This is a genomic window from Micromonospora sp. NPDC051006 (assembly GCF_044456245.1).
Classification (GTDB): Bacteria; Actinomycetota; Actinomycetes; order Mycobacteriales; family Micromonosporaceae; genus Micromonospora.
Genome location: NZ_JBITFP010000004.1, coordinates 57,528 through 74,435 on the forward strand (window position 1 = coordinate 57,528; position 16,908 = coordinate 74,435).

Genomic DNA, 16,908 nt, shown 5'->3' on the forward strand with positions numbered 1-16,908 from the left:
GGAGCCGAACACGCACGGGCCCGTCCTAGAGGCGCGTCCGCTGGCGAGTGACCGCCTGGCGGAGCGTGAGGTCGATGACGACCAGCCGACCGTTCTGCTCCCATACCGTGAGGGTGTCAGCGTGGCGCCGAATGCCGATGGCGCCGACGGCGGGCGGAAACACGACGCGGAGGTTATCGTCGGCGATCTCCACAGTGGTGCCGTCCGGGCGGTCGAGGCGCAGGGCGGAAGTACTGCCGCCGGCCAGTAGCGTCGGCTTCGTATCCACAGTCCGGGCGGCCGCACCGTGCCCGGTGACGTGGTAGGTGTCGGTGTGCTCGTCGTGGCTGGTCGTCATCAGCGTCGAGGACGCGAGCACCGCGACGCTGGCGAGGCCGTCGAGATCGACTGGCAGGCGGGTCCGCAGCATGAGCGAGGGCAGGTCCCAGCGCCACACCTCGGTGCTGGCCGCTCCGAAGCCCGGTTGGTGGGTGACCCGGACCAGAGCGGCGAGGCTGGTCGGGCTCCGGGCGATGTCCAGCACCGTGATGGTGGGGTCGAGTTCGCGCCAGGTGATGCGGGGAGTGTCGGCGGTCAGGTCGACGAAAGCGATGCCATCGTCGTCGACCACGGTGAGTAGCGCACCGTCGTAGCTGGGCAGCACGTGGTGCGCGGTGATGGCTACGGGCGGCCGGAGCCGGCGTGCGCTCAGGTCCAGGCCGCGGATTTCGCAGGAGGGACCGCGTCGCGCGACGAGCAGGACGTTGGCGCCGTGGTCGGCGACGACAAGCTGGTGTGCGGGCGCGTCCCAGCTGGCGCGGGTCCGGCCATCGAGGCCGATCAGGCGTACGCCGAACTCGCCGTGCGCGGTCAGGATGGTGCGGCCGGACAGCATGACCGCGTCATGGATCGGCAGTTGTCCCGACTCGCCGAGCACTGTGATGTCGACCGGGGCGCCCCGTGCGGGCGCCCGCCCACCCGGCGGCGGTGGCAGGTCGGCGGCGGCCAGCCGGTCTGCCCGGTCCCGCAGCCTCCTGTCGACCCGCCGGCGTTCGCCGGCATCTCCGCCGGGATCACCGGCTGCGTCGCGGACCAGGAGTCGGAGCGCGGCGGTGCAGAGTCGGCGGTCCTGTGCGGTGTCGGCGCAGCGCAGCTCGGCCAGCGCCGAGACGAAGCCGCGCTGGGCCGGCGCCAACTCCTGGTCACGACTGTCGAGCAGCGCGATCGCGGTGGTCATGGCGTCGGTGGTCGGGCGCCAGGCGACGAGGTGCGCGAACAGATACCCCGCGGTGTGGCCGCCGAGCGCCATGCCGGCCTGGAGGTTCGTCACCACGAGTGGGCGCAGCTCGTCGTCGGACCAGGCCGCGTCGACGGCACCGACATGATCGTCGGCGGCCTGCCGTGCGCGTACCCATTCGGCACGCAACTGCCGGGCCGCCGCGACGTCGACCCGGGCCAGCCGCTCCACGGCTCCGGCGAATGCGCCCCGGGCCCGCGCCACCTGCAGCGCGCGGTCCCGATCGCCGGCCCGCCACCACAGCCTCACCGCCAGGTCTGGATCGAGTTCACGTCCCTCGGCAAGCGTGGCGGCGAGCCGGTACCTGCGGTGTCGCTCCAGCAGCCCGACCGCCTCGGCCGGCAGGCCGAGCAGGTCCGCGAGGATGAACGCGGACTCCTCGACGCGCCCGGCGCGGTCGAGTTCTGTGGCCGCCTGCCGGTAGAGCGTTCGCAGGTGCTGCTCGGCTCCTAAGCCGAGCGGCACGGCGCTCCCGCCCTCGATGTGCGGGTGCGGCACCAGGTCGCCGGTGCGTGGTCGGGGAAGCCGAAGAGTCAGGGGCCCGCCGGAACCGCCCACAGCGATCGCCTCACGCAGGGCCTTGTCCCAGTCACGACGCTCGAATGCTGCGCTGAGCCGCCGTACGTAGCGGTGCTGCGCGCGGACAGCGAGCCGGGCGGCGGGACTGGTCAGCACGAGCCGGGTGAGCAGCGAGTTCCACCAGCGGCCCGATCGTGTACCGCGGCTGGTCTGCGGTGCGCCACCGCCAGCCGAGGCGGCGGTGCCCGAAGCGAGCACCGTACTCAAGCCGTACAGCAGGCCCGCGCCGGCGCCGACGACCAGCAGCCGGAGCGGCGCCGCGACGAGCGCGGCGATACCGAACACGAGGATGCTCGCGCCGACCGCGACGATCTTCCCGACGGCTTCACCGGAAAGCCGGCTTCGCCGGCGGGGTCGGGTGGGCGCGGCCAGTAGCCGGCGGGTCCGCCGCGGCGGCGGCGCGACACCGGCCATCGCGCGTAGGTCCGGTGCCGTCGGGGGCGGTTGCCAGGGCGGCGGTGTCGCCGCCCTGGCAACCGGGCGGTCCAGTGCCGCGAGCGGCTCGATTTGTAGGGCGGTCAGGTCGATCCAGGAACTCCGGTCGACAAGGGTCAGCTCGGCCCGGCTGACCCGGGTGGTCGCGCCTGCGTGCGGGATCAGCACGTCGCCGGCCCGGGCACCTTCCACGGGCGTGCCGCTGGGGTGCAGGACGCCGCTACTGTCGACGAGAACGAGGCCCGGAGCCAGTTCGGCGCGTACCTCGACCGCCTGGTCGAACTCCAGCAGCCACGCCCCGCCGGGCAGTTCGAACAGCGCGGCACCGGGCTGCCAGGTCTCGACGACACGCCGGCGCGCCTCGGCCTCCCCGACCAGGCATACCTCGATCACGAGGGCGCGAGCCGGGAGCCGGCCGCGGAACGCGCTCACCCGGTACTCCGGACCGCGCGCAGGAGGTGGTTCGCGGCGAGATCGGCGACCTCGATCAGCCCGTCCGGGCGTGGCACGGCCAACCATGGCTCGCTCGGGTGCACGGCCGGCTCACCGATTCCACCCGACCAGCGAGTGAGGGTCCGGGTCCTTGCCGGCGACACCAGGCGCACGATCAGTCCGCCGCTCGACACGGTCACCAGCTGCGGGCCGTCGATGTCGACCACTCCGATGACCTTCGTCTCCGCCGTGACCGTCACGTCGCCGACGAGGCCGGACGCGGCATGGACGCGCCAGGTGGTGCCGTCCAGCGACCAGGCCGTCCTCGCCCCGGCACCGAGGACAACCTGGGCAGCAGCGGGGATCCCCACCTCGCCGGACAGGCCCGAGACGCCGATCTGGGTGTCGCCGCGCCAGGCCATGCGTGGGCCGTCCATCTGCCTACCGGGGGCGACCGCCGCGTAGGACGACAGCGAGTGACTATCCCTCGTAGACAGCCGCCACCACCCGCCACCAAGCTCGCACAGCAGGTCGCCACTCTGAAAGAAGAGTGGTGACAGCGCCCCTGCCGCGGCCGCCTCGACATCGCTGACCGACATGCCGACGGCGGCCAGCCGAATCGCGAGGTCCTGCAGTCGGCCCAACGGCTTACCGATCACGACCGCCCGCAGCGTCTCGTCGACGCAGGTCAGGACCACGAGCCGGCGACCCAACCAGGACGCTGCCAACACCGGACCGGGCAGCCGATGTCGTCGCGGTCGCCCGGTCGGCACCCGGACCGAGACGACCTCGGCCGGGCCGTCGCCGCGGGCGATCAGGTACGGCGCGGCACTCGGGAACATCGGCGCGCGCAGCGGACCGGTGCCGGCGCTGACACCGACGGAGGCGTCGCGGAAGCCGCTGCCGCGCAGGACCCGCAGCGCAACCTCGACGGGAGGCAGCGGGAGGTCGAGGTGTCGATCACCGACGGCCACCCGTACGGTGGTCGCTCCGTCGACACCCCATTCCTGCTCTTCACTCACCAGCATCCTGTTCCTGTTCGGCAGGTGGCTGGCCAGCTCCGGCCCGGTCAGCAGCCAGGCCTGATCGGCCGCATCGAGCTGCTCCCTCCACTCCCGTACTTTCGACGGAGTCGGCTCGGCAGCTCTGCGGGCGGCCAGCCAGCCGGCGAGCTGTGCACCCAGGTCACCACCGCGCCAGTTGCCCGGCCGGTCACTCAACACCCCGACCACCAACGACCGCCCCTGGCTGGCGGCCCGCCGATGCAGCACGACGAGCGCGGCGAGCTGGACCAGCCGGGCAGCGCCCAGTTGCCCCGGGCCGGTGTCGACGAGCACGGCCACCCGGCCACGCAACGCGGCGGATTGCATGGCCGACGCCAGGTACAAAAGCTCCCCGCCTGCGGCGCGGCGGACGAACTCGTCCGGTAGCTCCTGCATGAGCAGCAACTGCGACGGGAGCAGGCGCTCGATGGTGCCGCGGACGGCCAGTCCGGCGTATCCGTCTGGTTGGTCGCCTTCCGTCGAGCCGCCCTCCGTCCTCGAGAGCAAATCGTCGATCTGTCGTATCAGGGGGCCCATGGCAAGTGCCACGTCGCTGGTCAAAGCGGACAGCGCTGGCGCCCAGGGGGCCAGCGCAGCCGGAAGGGTCAGGTGGTCGGTCATGAGGGCGCCAGCCGTACCGGATCGACCGGCTCCTGAGGCAGTGGACCCGCCAGGACCAGCCCGGGCAACAACGCGATCAGTCCTGCCTGCTGGTCGGTGAGGCGGCACAGCGGCTCGCGCAACAGGTCGGCGCACGGCCAAGGCTGGGCGAGCGTCGGCACCAGCACGCCACCGTCCCACCCGAGGTAGACCGCTCCGTCGGCCCACGGCAGGTCTGCCGGGTCTCCGAGCACGATCAGCCAGCTCTGTTCCCGGCCGATGCAGGCGCGCAGGCGGGCTCCAGCGGTCACCCGCATCAGCGTGTCCGTACGCAACTCGACCACCACCGCACCGGACGCGGCCACGGCCGCAGCGGGCAGCGGGTCGTCGCGCCGACGCCACCGCAGGGACAAGGAGGGTGCGTTCACGACTGGATCGCGGCGACCAGGAGGGTGCGCATGTCCTGCAGCGCCGGTGGGGCATCGGCCAGGACGAACCCCGCGTCGATCTCCCGCAGCGTCGCTTCGACGCGCAGCCGGTCGTCGTGCGTCAGCGGCCCGGTGCCGAGCTCGTCGAGCAGGCGTCGGCCTGCCTCGACCAGTCGGCCCGCGCGGGCCTGCTGGCCCCGGGCGAACTCCTCCGCCGCGTACACGAGACTGGCGTTCCGTGCCTGCGCCACCAGGTCGGACAGCACCTCCCGGGCCGAGGCCTGAGCGTCGAGGGTTGGCGCGATCAGCGGAAGCACCCACAGGTCGTCGGCGGTCGCCGCGGTGCGCCCGTCCAGTGCCGCCGCAGCGGCCACCAGACGCTGCGAACGCACCGCCCGCCGGTCGCTGAGTGGTACGCCCGCCTGACGCAACCGGCGGATCGCGGTACCCATCAGGCCGCGCACTCCCTTGAGGTCACACCCACGAGCCGCCTCGGACAGCCGATCCAACGCTGGCAGCAGTGATCCGGTCGGGTCGGACGGCCGGGAACCCGCGCTCCACCCCACCTCCAACAGCTCGTCGAGTCGCGCGTCCGGGACGGCAGTGACGAAGACGCGGGCCAGAAACCGGTCCGCGAACGCGGCGAGAGCCGGATCGTCGGGCAGGCTGTTGGCGGCGCCGACGCAGACCCGCAGCGGGCACGACAGGAGAGTCGATCCGCGCCGGAACACTCGTTCATTCAAGATCCCCAACAGGGTGTTGAGGACCGCCGTCGAACCGAGGAAGACCTCGTCGAGGAACGCCACCTCCGCCTCGGGCAGCATGCCCGCGGTCTCGAACTCCACCATCCCCTCACGCAGCCGGCGCAGGTCGACCGGGCCGAAGATCTCACTCGGCTCGGTGAACCGTCCGAGCAGGTACTCGAAGTACCGGCCACCGATCTGGTCGGCGGTTCGCCGTACGGCTTCGGACTTGGCGGTGCCCGGTGCACCGATGACGAGCAGGTGCTCACCGGCGACGGCGCACAGCACCACGACCTCGGCGACCACCTCCCGATCGACCAGACCGGTTCGTGCCCGCGTGATGGCTTCCCGAAGGACGACGGCGTCCGCGGACATGGGGGCAGGCTGCGTGGAGATCATCTGCACCGGCGAAGTCTACGAAAGCAGAGCGTTCACCGCGTACCACATACTTTGCCGGCCGCCGCGGGCACCAGCCGTTCGGCGGCGGTGTCCCCACTCCTTCCACGGCGCTTCCACCGCCACCTGGGAGCGTCTGATCACAGAAGGTTGATCGAGAGGAGACCGTAAGTGATCAAAAAAGTCGCGTCGGGCATCATCGCCGTGGGGGCCGTGGCCGCCATAGTCAGTGCACCTGGCACCGCCCAGGCGCAAGTCAGCGGCCAGGCAGCCGCCGCAACCTCTTGCTACGCGGTCGCGGACGTTCCCTGGTACAGGAGCCCGAGTGTCTACGCGACCGGCCACATCTACTGCAGCCCGTGGGCCGATGCCGAGATCACGGTGACGATCACAGCAAACGGCGCCTCCCGGGGTTCGACTTCGACGGGCTACGCGGCCCCGCACATCAGCGACACCGCCGTTGGCCAGAATTGGGCCGGCAACCAGCAGTGGTGCACTGTGGTGTCCGGCACCTGGTACGACAGCGTCGGGAACGACTACCCCGTCTACGACAGGGCGTGTGAGTCCGCTGGCTTCTAGCCGCCGCCCCCGGCCGGCCCCCCTGCCGCGATCGGAGTAGAGGCGACCTGAACGGGACGTGGCCCGCACCGAACGGTGCGGGCCACATTCACGTCCCGGCTGGCCACGGGTAGCCCCCGCCTCTGCTTGACCTCACCACGGCGGTCGGCGTCTTGACCGCCCCTGCTCGCACCCTTACCGCGCACCTGGCGGACCTGCGGTGTCGTAGTGATCTAGCTGGCTCTCCGGCCTCAGGGGGTTGCAGCGAGGGCGGCAGCCAAGCCGGCTTATCGAGCTTCGGTGGGAACCGGCACGGTGCTCGGCGACGCGGTGTGGGGGAGCCGAACGATGCGACGGTCCGGGCGGAGAGTACGCCGCAGGCAGTGGTGGGGCAAGAACGTCGGCAAGCTCTTCTGGTAGCGCTAACACGGGCGCCTGTTCGATTCCTTGCCCGGGCTTTCCAGCTCGCGGTGTCTACGGCGGCGGCGTTCCTGGCGAGACGGGGAGCAGCCACCCGCGGCGGTCCGTGGCACGCCGCAGTGTCGCATGAGTGTGGGGACGGCAGGTCCTCCGTCAGAGGTGTGTGGCGGGTGGAGCCGACGTCGCCTTTGGCGCGCCGTTCCTTTCACCGCCGGGGATGGCGTGCCGGGCCTTCCATGGACACGACGCGAGGTGGCACGTGCTCGTCGCGACTCGGCGCGACGAGGGGCGCCCCTGCCGCGCTCCCGATCGCCCAGAGCGGTGTTGCCTGAGGCCGCCGCCGGGGCAGGCCCGCCGTCTGGACGTTTCCACCGAGTCGGTCTGAGTCGAGTGCCGACGGACGGGTTGTGGCCCATGAGTGTTAGCGATAACATCTGACCGCTCCTTAACACCCTCGACGTAACCAGCAGGACATAACTGCCACCCGACTCAGGACTGCGTCGGGCGGATCTTGAGGAGGAGACCAGATGACGAGAACCAAGCTTTTCCGTCGGCTGCTGAGCGTCGCCAGCGCGGGAGTCCTGGCAGTGGGCCTGGCGGCCTGCTCCGGCGGCGGTGACGACGCCGGCGGTGACGACGGCGTGACCACGATCGGCTTCGTGGCCGTCGGACCCGAGGGCGCGTGGCGCCAGGCCAACGAGGCCAACATGCAGGAGACGTTCACCAAGGAGGCGGGCTTCGAGTTGAAGTACGCCCCGGCCACGAACCTGGACCAGAAGTCGCAGATCGATGCCTTCACCTCCTTCGTGGACGAAGGTGTGGACGTCATCCTGCTGTCCGCGACCGAGGGCTCGGGCTGGGAGGACTCGCTCAAGCGCGCCCAGGAGGCCGAGATCCCGGTCATCCTGATCGACCGCGGCATCGAGCCCGACGCCACCGACCTGTACGCCACGCGCATCGCGCCGGACAACCTCAAGGTCAGCAGCTCGGTCGCCAGCTGGGCGGTCGAGACCTTCCCCCAGGGCGCGAACTACTTCGTGCTTGAGGGCCCGGCGGGCGTCTCGGTGGTCAACGAGCGCAACCGTGGCTGGAACGACACGATCGGCGCGAAGCCGGAGTTCAAGAAGCTCGGCGCGCAGACGGCCAACTGGTCGACGGAAGAGGCGAAGAGCGTCTTCGAGACGGTGCTCAAGTCGAACAACAACAAGGTGCAGCTCGTCTTCGCGCAGAACGACGAGATGGGTCTCGGCGCCGTCCTCGCCGCCGAGGAGGCCGGTCTGGTGCCCGGTAAGGACGTCAAGATCGCCACGATCGACGGCACCCGCAACGCCCTCCAGGCGCTGGCGGACGGAAAGCTCAGCTTCGTCGCGGAGTACAACCCGCTGTTCGGCGAGACCGCCCTGGACGTCGTGAACAAGGTGCTCAAGGGGGAGAAGGTCGAGTCGTACATCGTCGTGCCGAGCCTGACGTTCAACTCGCCGGAGGCGGCCACGAAGGTCCTCCCCGAACGGAAGTTCTAGCTCCGGGCGCAGGCCCGGTCGACCCGGACACGGATCGGCGGTGCTGGCGCCTTCCGCAGGGAAGGCTCCAGCACCCCCACTACTGAGAGTCGGTCGTGGTGGTTGCAGGCGGCGGTTGCGAGGTAAGGGAATGACAGGATCACTGCCGATTGTCGAGATGCGCGGGATCTCGATCGCGTTCCCCGGCGTGAAGGCGCTCGACAACGTCGACTTCCGACTCCTCCCGGGTGAGGTGCACGCCCTGATGGGCGAGAACGGAGCCGGCAAGTCCACCCTCATCAAGGCGCTGACGGGGGTCTACCGGATCGACTCCGGATCCATCCTGATCGCGGGCGAGCAGCGGAACCTGCACGGCACCGCCGAGGCCCAGGCGGCCGGCATCTCCACCGTCTACCAGGAGGTGAACCTCTGTGCGAACCTGACGATCGGTGAGAACGTCATGCTCGGACACGAGGTACGCGGGCGGTTCGGGGTGAACTGGCGGGCCACCAACAGGGCGGCCACCGAGGCGCTCGCCAAGCTGGGGCTCGGGCATCTCGACCCGCGCCGCCCGCTGGCCAGCATCTCGCTGGCCCTGCAGCAGTTGGTGGCGATCAGCCGGGCGATGGTCACGGATTCCAAGGTGCTCGTCCTCGACGAGCCCACGTCGAGCCTCGACGCGAACGAGGTCGACGGACTCTTCCGGGTGATGCGCCGGTTGCGTGACCAGGGCGTGGCGATCCTCTTCGTGTCGCACTTCCTCGACCAGGTGTACGCCATCAGCGACCGCCTCACCGTGCTGCGCAACGGAAGGTACGAGGGGGAGTACGTCACCCGCGAGCTGGGCCGCGCCGCGCTCATCTCGAAGATGATCGGCAAGGATCTCGACGCGCTGAAGTCGCTGGGATCCAACCGGGAGACCGAAGATCGCGACCGTACCGTCGTCCCACTCGTGAAGGCGACCGGGATCGGCCGGGCGGGTTCGATCGAGCCCACCGACCTGGACCTCCATCGTGGTGAGATCGTCGGCTTCGCGGGGCTGCTCGGCTCGGGTCGCACCGAACTCGCCCGCCTGCTCTACGGGGCTGACCGCGCGGACAGCGGCGAGGTGGAGATCGACGGGGAGAGGTCGGCGCTGCACAACCCGGTCGACGGACTCGGACACCGCATCGCCTACTCCACGGAGGACCGCCGCGAGGAGGGCATCGTCGGCGATCTCACGGTCCGCGAGAACCTCGTCCTGGCCGTTCAGGCCAAGCGGGGCTGGGCGCGGCCGCTGTCGCGCCGCGAGCAGGACGCCATCGTCGGCAGGTACATGTCGGCGCTGAACGTGCGCCCCGCCGATCCGGAGCTGCCGATCAAGAACCTCTCCGGGGGCAACCAACAGAAGGTGCTGCTCGGCCGTTGGCTCGCCACCGACCCGCAACTGCTGATCCTCGACGAGCCGACGCGGGGGATCGATGTGGGCGCCAAGGCCGAGGTCCAGGAGAGCGTCGCCGAGCTCGCCGGACGCGGCGTCGCCGTCGTGTTCATCTCCTCGGAGCTCGAGGAGGTGGTGCGGCTCAGTGAGCGCATCGTCGTCCTGAAGGACCACCGCAAGATCGGCGAAATCGTCAACGGGCCTGACGTCACGGCCGAGGAGGTCGTCGCGATCATCGCCGCACACGGCGAGGAAGCCGCGCTCGACAGCGCCATCATTGATCCCGACGAAAAGGACGGCACCGCGTGAGTACGACAGAGCGGCGGACCGGCGTGGCGGTGCGGGGCCTGATCCGCCGGCAGTACTTCTGGGGCATCATCGCGATCGTCCTGCTCCTGCTGGTGAACGTGGTCAAGGACCCGGCTTTCCTCGCGGTGTCGGTCAATTCGTTGAACGGCAACCTGGTGGGCAACCTCGTCGACATCCTCCGGGCGTCGGCGCCGATCCTGATGATCGCGGTCGGCATGTCGCTGGTCGTGGCGACCGGCGGGATCGACCTGTCGGTCGGCTCCCTCATGGTCGTCGCCGGCGCGGTCTCCATGGAGTTCATCAAGGCGAGCGGTGACGGCGCCTCCGGCGGGGTCGCGCTCGGCGCGCTGGGGCTGGCCCTGGCGGTCAGCGCGCTGCTGGGCGTCGTCAACGGCCTGCTGGTCTCGGTCGTCGGGCTTCAGCCGTTCATCTCCACGCTGGTCATGATGCTCGCCGGCCGCGGACTGGCGAAGGTGATCACGTCAGGGCAGAACACCGCCGCCGCGAACGAGCCGTTCCGGTGGATCGCGAACGGATACGTGATCGGGCTGCCGGTCGTGGTGCTGCTCGCCGTCGTGGTGGTGGTGATCGTTGCGCTCGTCGTCCGTCGCAGCGCGCTGGGTCTGATGATCGAGGCCATCGGTATCAACCCGAAGGCCAGCCGGATGGCGGGGATCAAACCCCGCGGCCTGCTCATCACGGTCTACACGCTCAGTGCCGTGCTGGCCGGCATCGCCGGCGTCTTCGCGACCGCGAGCGTGATGACCGTCGACGTCTCCCGGACCGGATACCAGCTGGAGCTGGACGCGATCCTCGCCGTGGTGATCGGCGGCACCTCTCTCGCCGGTGGCAAGTTCTCCCTCGGCGGCGCGGTCGTCGGTGCCCTGCTGATCGCGACGCTGGACAAGACGATCGTGTTCCTCGGCGTCTCCTCGTCCGCGACGCCGGCCTTCAAGGCCGCCGTCATCATCGTCCTGTGCCTGCTTCAGTCGGAGCGGGTACGCGGCCTGTTCAGACAGCGACGCGTACCGGATGCCCGCGTACCAGGCGCCGAGGCGCCGAGAGCGAGCGTGACCGTATGACCATCACCGCTCTTCCCGGCGGTCCTTCCGGGACACCGTCGAAGTCACCGATCCCCCGGTTGCGGGATGCCGCCGTACGGACCTGGCGGACGAACCTCGCCGCCCTCCCGACCCTCGCGGCGGTCGTGATCTTCATTGCGATGATCGTCTACGGCGAACTCGCCTACGGCCGCATCACGCAGTACAACACCCTGTCGAACCTGCTCATCAACAACGCCCACCTCGTGATCATCGCGGTGGGGATGACGTTCGTGATCCTGACCGGCGGAATCGACCTGTCCGTCGGCGCCGTGATCGCGTTCTCCAGCGTCGCCGGGCTGCTGCTGGCCAACGCCGGGTGGAACCCGTGGGTGGTGATGCTGCTGATGATCGGGTTCGGCACGCTCTTCGGCGTCGCGTCCGGCGTCCTGATCCAGTACTTCAACGTGCAGCCCTTCATCGCGACGCTGGCGATGATGTTCCTCGCCCGCGGGCTGGCGTCGACGCTGAGCACCACGCCCGAACGGCTCGCCGACGACTCGTCCATCAGATCGCTGGCCACCAAGTTCAAGATCATCGACGGTGAGCGGGTCAACGACCTGGTCCTCACGCCCGGCGTGCTGATCGCCGTCCTCGTCGTCATCGTCGGCTTCTTCGTGCTCCACCGGACCCGGACCGGTCGCACCGTGTACGCCATCGGCGGCTCCGAGCAGTCCGCCACCCTCATGGGCCTGCCCGTGGTGCGCACCAAGCTCTGGGCGTACGCGATCAGCGGCACCTTCGCCGGTCTGGCCGCGGTCGTCTACACCTCGCGGTTGGGTATCGCGCAGAACATCACGGGCATCGGCTGGGAGCTGGACGCGATCGCGGCCGTCGTGATCGGCGGGACGCTGCTGACCGGCGGCGCGGGATTCGTCCTCGGGTCGGTGGTCGGGGCGCTGGTCCTCGGACTGATGAACGTGCTGATCACCCGGGACGGCGGGATCCGGCCCGAGGCCACAACCATCATCACCGGCGGCATCCTGCTGGTCTTCGTGCTGCTGCAGCGGGCACTGACGGCACGAAGACGCCAGTAGGGACGGTATCGATCGTGCAGGTTCGCCAGCGTGTTGACGGAGGTGTCCGGGTGAACAACAACGGTAGTCAAGAGCGGTACGTGATCGGCGTCGACTACGGCACCCTGTCCGGCCGGGCGATCGTCGTCCGGGTCTCGGACGGGGCGGAGCTCGGCTCAGCCGTCCACGAGTACGAGCACGGCGTCATGGACGACGTCCTCACCGCCGCACCGGCCGCCGCCGGACCGGTGCGGCTCGGCCCGGACTGGGCGCTGCAGGCGCCGCAGGACTACGTCGAGGTCCTCAAGCACGCGGTCCCGGCCGCGGTGGCGGCGGCGGGGATCGACCCGGGCGAGGTGATCGGCGTCGGCACGGACTTCACCGCGTGCACGATGGTGCCGACACTCGCCGACGGCACCCCGCTGAGTGACCTGCCCGAGCTCGCCGCGCGACCGCACGCCTACGTCAAACTCTGGAAGCACCACGCCGCCCAGCCGCACGCGGACCGCATCAACGCCCTCGCGCGTGACCGGCGCGAGCCGTGGTTGGCGCGCTACGGCGGCCTGATCTCGAGCGAGTGGGAGTTCGCGAAGGGACTCCAGTTGCTGGAGGAGGACCCCGAGCTCTACTCCCGGACCGAGCACTGGGTCGAAGCGGCCGACTGGATCGTCTGGCAGCTCACCGGCAGGTACGTGCGCAACGCCTGCACGGCCGGCTACAAGGGCATCTACCAGAACGGCGAATATCCGAGCCGGGAGTTCCTCGCGGCGCTGAATCCCGACTTCGCGGGCTTCGCCGACGACAAGCTCGCCCACGAGATCGGTCAGCTGGGGGACGTCGCGGGCACCCTGAGCGCCCGAGCGGCGGCGTGGACCGGGCTGCCCGCGGGCATCGCGGTAGCGGTGGGCAATGTCGACGCGCACGTCACCGCGCCGGCCGCGCAGGCCGTCGAGCCAGGCCAGCTGGTCGCGATCATGGGCACCTCGACGTGCCACGTGATGAGCCACGACCGCCTCGCCGAGGTCCCGGGCATGTGCGGTGTCGTCGACGGGGGCATCGTCGCCGGACTGTACGGCTACGAGGCCGGCCAGTCCGGGGTCGGCGACATCTTCGCCTGGTACGTGCACAACCAGGTGCCGGCACGTCTGCACGACGAGGCCGCCGCCGCGGGCCGGAGCATCCACCAGCACCTGACGGAACTGGCCTACGCCGAGCCCGCCGGCGCCCACGGTCTGGTGGCACTGGACTGGCACTCGGGCAACCGCTCGGTGCTCGTCGACCACGAGCTGTCCGGCGTGATCGTGGGCCAGACCCTCGCGACCCGCCCCGAACAGGGCTACCGGGCACTGCTCGAGGCGACCGCGTTCGGCACCCGCGTGATCGTCGAGACGTTCGCCGCCGCCGGGGTGCCCGTGACGGAGTTCATCGTCGCCGGAGGGCTGCTCAAGAACCCGCAGCTGATGCAGACGTACGCGGACGTGCTGCGGCTGCCGATCTCGGTGATCGCGAGCGAGCAGGGCCCCGCGCTCGGGTCGGCCATCCACGCGGCCGTCGCCGCCGGCGCGTACGCCGACATCCGGGCCGCCGCCGCCGCGATGGGCGCGGTCCACCGCTCGGTCTACCTCCCGAACGAGGCGGACGCCGCGGTCTACGACCAGCTGTACGCCGAGTACCGCACGCTGCACGACTACTTCGGTCGGGGCGCGAACGGGGGCATGAAACGGCTGCGCGCCCTCCGTCGCGCCGCGCTGCGCAACGCCAACCGGGCGGCGGAGACCGCCCCCGAACTCGTCGAGGGAGTCAGGGCATGAGTGGGTTGTTCAGCGACGACGTGCAGTCGGCGATCGATGCCGTCCGGGTGGACGTGGCGCGCCTGCACGGTGAGCTGACCCGGTACGGGCTCGTCGTCTGGACGTCCGGCAACGTGTCGGGCCGGGTGCCGGGCGCCGACCTGTTCGTCATCAAGCCGTCCGGGGTCTCCTACGACGAACTGGCACCCGAGAACATGATCCTCTGTGACCTGGCCGGCACGGTCGTCCCGGACACCCCCGGCAGTGAGCGGGCGCCCTCGAGCGACACCGCCGCGCACGCCTACGTGTACCGCCACATGCCCGACGTGGGCGGCGTCGTGCACACGCACTCCACGTACGCCACGGCGTGGGCGGCGCGCGGCGAGGAGATCCCCTGTGTCATCACCGGGATGGCGGACGAGTTCGGCGGGGCGGTCCCGGTCGGGCCGTTCGCGATCATCGGTGACGACTCGATCGGCCGCGGCATCGTCGAGACCCTCACGGGCCACCGCTCGCGGGCCGTACTCATGCAGAACCACGGGCCGTTCGCCATCGGCGCGACGCCGAGGGACGCCGTGAAGGCCGCGGTCATGGTCGAGGACGTCGCGCGCACGGTGCACCTCGCCCGCGAGGCGGGGACGCTCATCCCGATACCGCCGGAGGCGATCGACCGCCTGTACGACCGGTACCAGAACGTGTACGGACAGGCCGACGACGCCCGCCGCGTCCCCCCGGCCCCACACGCCCCCGCACAGGAAGAGATCTACGCATGACCCGCAGCCCGCTCGCCACCACCTTCGAGCCCTACGAGGTGTGGTTCCTGACCGGCAGCCAGGACCTGTACGGCGAGGAGACCCTCCGCCAGGTCGCCGAGCAGTCCCGGGCGATCGCCGAGGAGCTCGGCGCCGGTGTGCCGGTCCGGGTCGTCTGGAAGCCCGTCCTCAAGAACCCCGACGCCATCCGACGCCTCGCCCTCGAGGTCAACGCCGCCGAGAACGTCATCGGCGTCATCGCGTGGATGCACACGTTCAGCCCCGCGAAGATGTGGATCGGCGGCCTGGACGCGCTGCAGAAGCCGTTGCTGCACCTGCACACCCAGGCGAACGTCGAGCTTCCGTGGGCCGACATCGACTTCGACTTCATGAACCTGAACCAGGCCGCGCACGGCGATCGCGAGTTCGGGTACATCCAGACGCGCCTCGGCGTCGCGCGCAAGACGGTGGTCGGCCACGTGTCGAACCCGCAGGTCATCCGGCAGGTCGAGGACTGGCAGCGCGCGGCCGCCGGTTGGGCGGCGGTCCGCAGCCTCAAGCTCGCCCGCTTCGGCGACAACATGCGCTACGTCGCCGTCACCGAGGGCGACAAGGTGGAGGCCGAGCTGCGGTTCGGCGTGCAGGTCAACACGTGGGGTGTCAACGAGCTGGCCGATGCCGTGGCCGCGGTGGCCGACGCCGACGTCGACGCTCTCGTCGCGGAGTACGAGGAGTTGTACGACGTCGTTCCCGAGCTGCGCGCCGGCGGCGAACGGCACGCTTCGCTGCGCAACGGCGCCGCGATCGAACTGGGCCTGCGCTCGTTTCTCGAGGAGGGCGGCTTCGGGGCGTTCACCACGAGTTTCGAGGACCTCGGCGCGCTGAAGCAGCTACCGGGCCTCGCGGTGCAGCGGCTGATGGCCGACGGCTACGGCTTCGGCGCGGAAGGCGACTGGAAGACCGCGATCCTGGTCCGCGTCGCCAACGTGATGGGCGCCGGTCTTCCCGGCGGCGCGAGCCTCATGGAGGACTACACCTACGATCTGGTGCCCGGCTCGGAGCGCATCCTCGGCGCTCACATGCTGGAGGTCTCGCCCTCGCTCACGACGTCGAAGGCACGCCTGGAGATCCACCCGCTGGGCATCGGCGGCAGGGAGGACCCGGTCCGGCTGGTCTTCACGGCGGATCCCGGTCCGGCCCTCGTCGTCGCGATGAGCGACATCCGGGACCGCTTCCGGCTCGTCGCGAACGTCGTCGAGAACGTTGAGGCGCCCGACCTGCCGAGGCTCCCCGTCGGCCGGGCCGTGTGGCGGCCGATGCCCGACTTCGCGACCTCGACCGCGTGCTGGCTCGTCGCCGGTGCCGCCCACCACACCGTGATGACGACGGCCGTGGGCCTCGACGTGTTCCGCGACTTCGCCGAGATCGCGAAGACCGAACTGGTCGTCATCGACGAGAGCACCACCGTTCGGGACTTCCAGCGGGAGCTGCGGTGGAACCAGGCCTACTACCGCCTGAGCCAGGGGCTGTGAGCTGGTGGAGGGCCGCCGGCGTCCCGGCGGCCCTCCACCGACCTCGCTGGCCCTGGCCGGAGGGCTACTGCCGCGCGTCCACCGGCAGGACGACGACGCCGTCGTCGTCGCTGTGCACCTCGGACCCTGGGAAGAAGACGCAGTTTCCGAACGTCACCGGCACGTCCCGCTCGCCGGCGCCGCTCTTCGCGCTCTTGCGCGGGTTGGTGCCGAGGGCCTTGATGCCGATCGGCAGCGCGGCCAGCGCGGCGACGTCGCGGACCGCCCCGTGAATCACCACCCCCGCCCAGCCGTTCTCCGCCGCCGCGGCCGCGATCAGATCGCCCATCAGGGCGGTGTGCACCGACCCGCCGCCGTCCACCACCAACACCCGGCCCACCCCCGGCTCGGCGACGATCGACTTGACCAGCGCGTTGTCCTCGAAGCAGCGCACCGTGACCGCCGGCCCGGCGAAGGCACGGACGCCGCCGAACTGGCGTAGCTGGGTGTCGCACGAGCCGAGCAGGTCGCCGTAGCGGTCGTAGAGGTCTGCGGTGGGAGTCAGCATGCTCGTTCTCTCTGGTCGGGGCGGCTCGGCGGG

General features: G+C 70.5%; 13 protein-coding genes. 8 read left to right on the forward strand and 5 right to left on the reverse strand.

Translation table 11 applies throughout. From position 1 onward, the window contains the following. Positions 1-25: 25 nt before the first annotated feature. From ACIBBA_RS09000 to ACIBBA_RS09015, 4 genes are read right to left on the reverse strand one after another with little or no spacing between them, the layout of a single operon-like run. Positions 26-2,722, reverse strand: a complete 2,697-nt coding sequence (locus ACIBBA_RS09000; RefSeq protein WP_396695288.1) for a bpX6 domain-containing protein — start codon at positions 2,720-2,722, stop codon at positions 26-28. Then, positions 2,719-4,494 carry a hypothetical protein gene (locus ACIBBA_RS09005; protein WP_396695290.1) on the reverse strand — a complete coding sequence of 592 codons (1,776 nt, stop codon included), beginning with the start codon at positions 4,492-4,494 and terminating at the stop codon, positions 2,719-2,721. The genes ACIBBA_RS09000 and ACIBBA_RS09005 overlap by 4 nt, the downstream gene beginning before the upstream one ends. Further along, positions 4,383-4,793 carry a hypothetical protein gene (locus ACIBBA_RS09010; RefSeq protein WP_396695292.1) on the reverse strand — a complete coding sequence of 137 codons (411 nt, stop codon included), beginning with the start codon at positions 4,791-4,793 and terminating at the stop codon, positions 4,383-4,385. Before ACIBBA_RS09010 ends, ACIBBA_RS09005 begins: the two co-directional genes overlap by 112 nt. Further along, complete coding sequence (locus ACIBBA_RS09015) at positions 4,790-5,911, reverse strand: AAA family ATPase (protein ID WP_396695294.1); 1,122 nt, start codon at positions 5,909-5,911, stop codon at positions 4,790-4,792. The genes ACIBBA_RS09010 and ACIBBA_RS09015 overlap by 4 nt, the downstream gene beginning before the upstream one ends. A gap of 192 nt (positions 5,912-6,103) precedes the next feature. Here ACIBBA_RS09015 and ACIBBA_RS09020 point away from each other — a divergent pair, with 192 nt between their 5' ends. The 8 genes from ACIBBA_RS09020 (at position 6,104) to araA (ending at position 16,328) form a co-directional block, all read left to right on the forward strand. Continuing rightward, positions 6,104-6,511 (forward strand): hypothetical protein, encoded by a 408-nt coding sequence (locus ACIBBA_RS09020; RefSeq protein ID WP_396695296.1) that lies wholly within the window; start codon positions 6,104-6,106, stop codon positions 6,509-6,511. Positions 6,512-7,437: 926 nt separating this feature from the next. Further along, the gene (locus tag ACIBBA_RS09025; protein WP_396695298.1) at positions 7,438-8,430 is read left to right on the forward strand and encodes an ABC transporter substrate-binding protein; all 993 of its coding nucleotides are present in this window, start codon (positions 7,438-7,440) and stop codon (positions 8,428-8,430) included. Positions 8,431-8,560: 130 nt separating this feature from the next. Further along, positions 8,561-10,138 carry a sugar ABC transporter ATP-binding protein gene (locus ACIBBA_RS09030; protein ID WP_396695300.1) on the forward strand — a complete coding sequence of 526 codons (1,578 nt, stop codon included), beginning with the start codon at positions 8,561-8,563 and terminating at the stop codon, positions 10,136-10,138. Further along, positions 10,135-11,220, forward strand: a complete 1,086-nt coding sequence (locus ACIBBA_RS09035; RefSeq protein WP_396695302.1) for an ABC transporter permease — start codon at positions 10,135-10,137, stop codon at positions 11,218-11,220. Before ACIBBA_RS09030 ends, ACIBBA_RS09035 begins: the two co-directional genes overlap by 4 nt. Continuing rightward, entirely contained in the window at positions 11,217-12,275 is a 1,059-nt protein-coding gene (locus ACIBBA_RS09040; RefSeq protein ID WP_396695304.1) for an ABC transporter permease, read from the forward strand. Before ACIBBA_RS09035 ends, ACIBBA_RS09040 begins: the two co-directional genes overlap by 4 nt. A 50-nt stretch (positions 12,276-12,325) precedes the next feature. Continuing rightward, entirely contained in the window at positions 12,326-14,065 is a 1,740-nt protein-coding gene (gene araB / locus ACIBBA_RS09045) for a ribulokinase (RefSeq protein ID WP_396695306.1), read from the forward strand. Next, on the forward strand, positions 14,062-14,817 hold the full coding sequence (locus ACIBBA_RS09050) for an L-ribulose-5-phosphate 4-epimerase (RefSeq protein ID WP_396695308.1): 756 nt from the start codon (positions 14,062-14,064) through the stop codon (positions 14,815-14,817). Before araB ends, ACIBBA_RS09050 begins: the two co-directional genes overlap by 4 nt. Beyond that, complete coding sequence (gene araA, locus ACIBBA_RS09055; RefSeq protein WP_396695310.1) at positions 14,814-16,328, forward strand: L-arabinose isomerase; 1,515 nt, start codon at positions 14,814-14,816, stop codon at positions 16,326-16,328. The genes ACIBBA_RS09050 and araA overlap by 4 nt, the downstream gene beginning before the upstream one ends. 64 nt (positions 16,329-16,392) lie before the next feature. Here the strand turns inward: araA and rraA are convergent, their stop codons facing one another. After that, entirely contained in the window at positions 16,393-16,875 is a 483-nt protein-coding gene (rraA, locus tag ACIBBA_RS09060) for a ribonuclease E activity regulator RraA (RefSeq protein ID WP_396695312.1), read from the reverse strand. Positions 16,876-16,908: the final 33 nt, after the last annotated feature.